At 44.4% G+C, this 4,329-nt stretch carries 3 protein-coding genes and 3 pseudogenes; all 6 read left to right on the top strand.

Annotated features, from left to right (window positions below):
* A pseudogene (locus tag HMPREF2756_RS04215) lies at positions 1-236 on the top strand (hypothetical protein); the annotation flags it as partial.
* Between the two features lie 343 nt (positions 237-579).
* Positions 580-1,228: pseudogene (locus tag HMPREF2756_RS04205) on the top strand (hypothetical protein).
* Positions 1,229-1,417: 189 nt separating this feature from the next.
* Positions 1,418-1,984, top strand: coding sequence for a hypothetical protein (locus tag HMPREF2756_RS04200; protein ID WP_070618643.1), 567 nt, complete (start codon positions 1,418-1,420; stop codon positions 1,982-1,984).
* A 283-nt stretch (positions 1,985-2,267) separates the two neighbouring features.
* A complete protein-coding gene (locus tag HMPREF2756_RS04195) occupies positions 2,268-2,945 on the top strand; it encodes a hypothetical protein (RefSeq protein ID WP_070618640.1) in 678 nt (225 codons plus the stop codon).
* A gap of 101 nt (positions 2,946-3,046) precedes the next feature.
* Positions 3,047-3,745: a hypothetical protein gene (locus HMPREF2756_RS04190; protein ID WP_070618637.1), complete on the top strand. Its 699-nt coding sequence runs from the start codon at positions 3,047-3,049 to the stop codon at positions 3,743-3,745.
* Positions 3,746-4,133: 388 nt separating this feature from the next.
* A pseudogene (locus tag HMPREF2756_RS11450) lies at positions 4,134-4,329 on the top strand (hypothetical protein); the annotation flags it as partial.

Below are 4,329 nucleotides of genomic sequence, written 5' to 3'. Positions count from 1 at the left end.
GTGTGCGATACCCCTGGTCTGATTTTGAAGAAGAGCAGCGCAGGAATTTCCCGAACGGTGCCCCGGACCCTCTGTACGATAAAGAAGGGATCGTCTATGGGTTTACGATTGATGATAAGGATTCTACCGGAGTCTATGTGGAAGACCCTCGGTATTATCCTGAATCGCCGTTTTATGACCCGGTTCTTGCCTCGAAAGTACACCTGGTGCATAGCGAGTTTGACGATCCCGAATAATCGATCATGTTCTTTCTTGAGTTTAGTTGTCCGTAGCTTATAGCGAAGTTACGGACAACTAATTTTCTATATCTTTATGCCTGTCAACAAATAAGAAAGTTACGGAGGCTGTTCTGCCGCAACTGCTGTTGAGGGGAATCCTATTACGTATACGGAGATGGATTTCATGGCTCCTCAACCGAAGATTGGTGAAAACGGTAGAGTTGAGTTGAAGCCTAACGGGAAGCCTGAGACGACTCGTGGTGATGACCGGTTGATAGTGGGGAGTAATGGCAGTATCTATTACAGCCCGGATCATTATCACACGTTTATCCTGATAGTAGAGTAAGGGAGAAAAATAACCATGGCTTATACACCAGAAAGGCCGAAATCTTTTGTAGCTCCTTTTGTTTATCCGTGAGGGTGGGTACTGGGAGAACCATATGTTGCCTTACCTGGAGGTGGAGGGGTGGAAGGTTATTGTTGTTGACTGTGCCGGGGTAAAAACCACACTAGATTTTGCCTATCGTCTGGTTGAGAGTATTGAGAGTGTCTATGCTATTCCGGATGATTTTAACCTGCGCTGGGCTTCGGAAGATGCCTGCCTGATTAACTGGTTTGATATGCGTCAAGGACTCTTTGTGCTGTACAAGAATTTTGATGACCTCTTCGTGATGGATGATAAGGCTGTTACAGCATGCGTAAATATTCTGGAAACTATGGACGGTCGTTATACTGTTCGTCCAGTTTTCGGTAGTGGGCTTTATCGGGTTCTCTTTGGATATGGATTTGAATTTTCACGCGAGAGCCTACCTGTGATCAAAAAATTCTTTGAAGATAAAACTGTAACCGCCAAAGATGGGGCGGAATATCCTTGGAGCGGTGTGGAGAGGTATAAGAAAGTGTTTTTTCCTCAGGGTTTTCCTGACCCGTTGTATGAGGATGGGGAGTGGATTGACGATCCTGATGAGTACCCCGAGAGCACATCCTACACCGGCGGCAGTAATGGGTAAAGCACATCCGAACAAACCTCAATATCCGATATTTTGAAATTGACGTTCGTGACGCTGGGTATATTATGCGAGACGAACCTAGGTTGCCGGTAAAACGGGACAATGAACGTTTAGTAGTAGGTAGTAATGGCGATATCTACTACACCCCCAACCATTATAAAGATTTTGTATTATTAAGGAGGAGTTAGCGTGGAACAAGTTGATGAGGTCTGGGGATTTATTCCAGTTATATATATTAAAGAGTCCCATATTTTGCGGGAGCGTGTTAGCTCTCTTGTGAAAGTAGGGTGGAAAATCGTAAATTTTATAAGTTCCAATATCTCTGACTCGCCTAGTCTAGAGGCGGAAGTTATTCGTGCTATTGATTGTCCTTGGCCTTTGCCAGATGAAGGTGCGTGGTGGACACTTGATTTTGTTGAAGAAATTGATCAATGGAAGGACCTGTCGCAAGGGCTTTTTGTTTATGTTTCTGACTTTGATGGTTTAATCCGCAGTAGCCCGGTAGAAGCGGATACCTTATACCAGCATATTGCACGTATGCAGGATCGTTATCGCTGGGAACGTCTTCGCGATGGAGATGAAGGTCTTAAGTTTATTTATGGTTTTGAATGTTCTGAGAAAAATCTTCCGCTGGTGCGGGAGTTCTTCCGGGGGTATGTGGTGGTTGTGGGTAGGTTTGATTCTGAGCATCCTGAGCTTGAGAGTGCGGAGGCGCTGGGTCCTTTTGCAGATGAGTATCCGCATTTGCCAGAGTAGCAGAATAGAATCAATAACCTATATAAGAAAAGGCAGGGTTGTCTATGACTGGTTGGTGTCGCTTGTGGGCAGCCCCGCTGGCTTGTATTCCTATGATAATTTTATTACATATACTGAATATGATGCAAAACCACCAGAGTATATCATCAAAGAAAATGATAAACCAGGACTTAATCGGGGAACACATCGTATCGTAGTAGGAAGCAATGGAAGTATTTACTATTCGCCAGATCACTATTTAACTTTTGTCCGCCTTGTTGATTAATTTTGAAAGGAAACGAATATGCCTTATGAGGCTTTATATTCTAAACCGTTTAGTATCCCTGTTTTTATACGAGATAATAATTATTGGGAAAACTATATGCTTCCTTCTCTGCGTCAGGAGGGGTGGCATGTTGTTATAGTTGATTGCGCAGGGGTTGTGGATGCCTATGATTTTGCTATTCGTTTTATGAATGCTATCAGTTTTGATTGGAGTTCATTCCCGCATAAATTTGATTTGAAATGGGCTGAAGAATATGCAGAGGATATCGATTGGCTTGATATGCGTCAAGGATTGTTTGTCTACTATAAAAACTTTGAAGATGTTCTATCTATGGCTGACGGTTTAAACATGGAGGGTTATGCTAGGTATAGTGTGGATATCCTTTACATTATGAATGCTTACTACCCACGGCGCCCTATGTGGCGTGATGACGAATACGAGGTTCTTTTTGGGTATGGGCTTGAGGTGTCGAAAGATTCCCTTCCTCGCGTTGAGGAGTATTTTGAAGGTCATCAGACGATCTGTGCTGGTCCCAATGCTGTATATCCCTGGTCTCAGCAGGAGGAGCGGAAGAAGAAATATTTCCCTAGTGGTTTTCCAGATCCGTTGTATGACAAGAATGGTATCTGGATAACTGACCCCGATGAGTATCCTGAAAGTACCACCTACACCGATAACAAACGATGTACAAGATAAGAACATCTGAAAGTTAACATAAACAAAGAATACGGACCGTAGTCCAGGTCATTATCTAACTTTTATTCGTCTTATTGACTAAATCTGAAAGGAAAAAGCTTATGCCGTATGAACATAGTCTTTCAAAACCTTTTATTGCCCCGATCTTCATTGAGGAAGATGGGTATTGGCAGAATTGTATGAAGCCCTATCTTGAGCGTGAAGGGTGGTATATCGCAGAGGTTGATTGCGCTGGAGCCACTGGATCATTGGACTTTGGGCGTCGTTTTTTAACAGCCCTGGATTTTGATTGGGATTTTTTTCCGTATGAGTTTGATGTCCATTGGGCTTTTGAATATGCTACTGAGGTTGATTGGCTTGATCTGCGTCAGGGGTTGTTTGTGTATTATAAAAATTTTGAGGATGTACTGTCGATGGCGGACCGTTTAGGGAACGATAGTTACGCTATCTATGCCGTAAATATCATTGACTCAATGCGTCTGAACTATCCTATGCGTCCTAGCCCATATCCTCGGTCTGGGGATGATTATGAGGTGACTTTAGGGTACGGGTTCGGGGTGAGCCGGGCTTCTTTGCCGCGTGTGGAGCAGTTCTTTACAGGAAATAATGAGATTCTGATTGCTGGCCCGGAGGTGGTGGAGTATCCGTGGACTTGGCATGAGGAGCGGAAGAAAAAATATTTCCCTCAGGGGTTCCCGGCTCCTCGGTGTGATGAGAGGGGGGATTGGATTTTTGATCCTGAAAGGTACCCGGAGAGTCCCGCGTTTACGGGTGATGCAGGATATCCCGTAGAAGAATAGTCGTCTTGAGGTTCAAGCTGGGTTTTTGCGTCCTATATACCTAGTCCTTTTGAGGATTTCGGAACTACCATAAGAAGTTGGCGCAGGGTAAAGAACCTAGCCTACAACAGTACCGGTTCAGTCCTTATATTGAGTCACGGTTATTATCAGCTTGCGTTGTGTTCGGTGATGGATTCGGTGGATAAGGCTGGTATGACTGAGGTTGTGCGCTCGGGGATGACTCATATGGTTGAGTAGCCATCAGAATAGGTCGTCAGGTATACCGTCTACTGAAGAGAACTTAGACCTAGTCTATATAAGGCTGAAATAGACGGGTCTAGCTTGAGATGACAGCGACGGCTGAAGAATCAGTACGAAATCTTTATCCGAATCATCTAAGGATAAGGTGATGACATACAAATGTGAATATAAAGATGCGTTCATTGTTCCGGTGTTCACTCAGGAGAGCGGGTACTGGGAGAAAATCATGAAGCCTCGTTTGCAGCAGCAGGGGTGGTATATCGCTGAAGTGGATTGTGCTGGTGTGGATACCTCGCACGAACTTGGGCGCAGGCTTTTACGAGCGCTTGGGTTTAATATTGCGC

Source organism: Rothia sp. HMSC067H10 (assembly GCF_001810635.1).
Taxonomy (GTDB): domain Bacteria; phylum Actinomycetota; class Actinomycetes; order Actinomycetales; family Micrococcaceae; genus Rothia; species Rothia dentocariosa.
The sequence above is the reverse complement of the archived record's forward strand: the minus strand, read 5'-3'. Positions and strand labels throughout refer to the sequence as shown.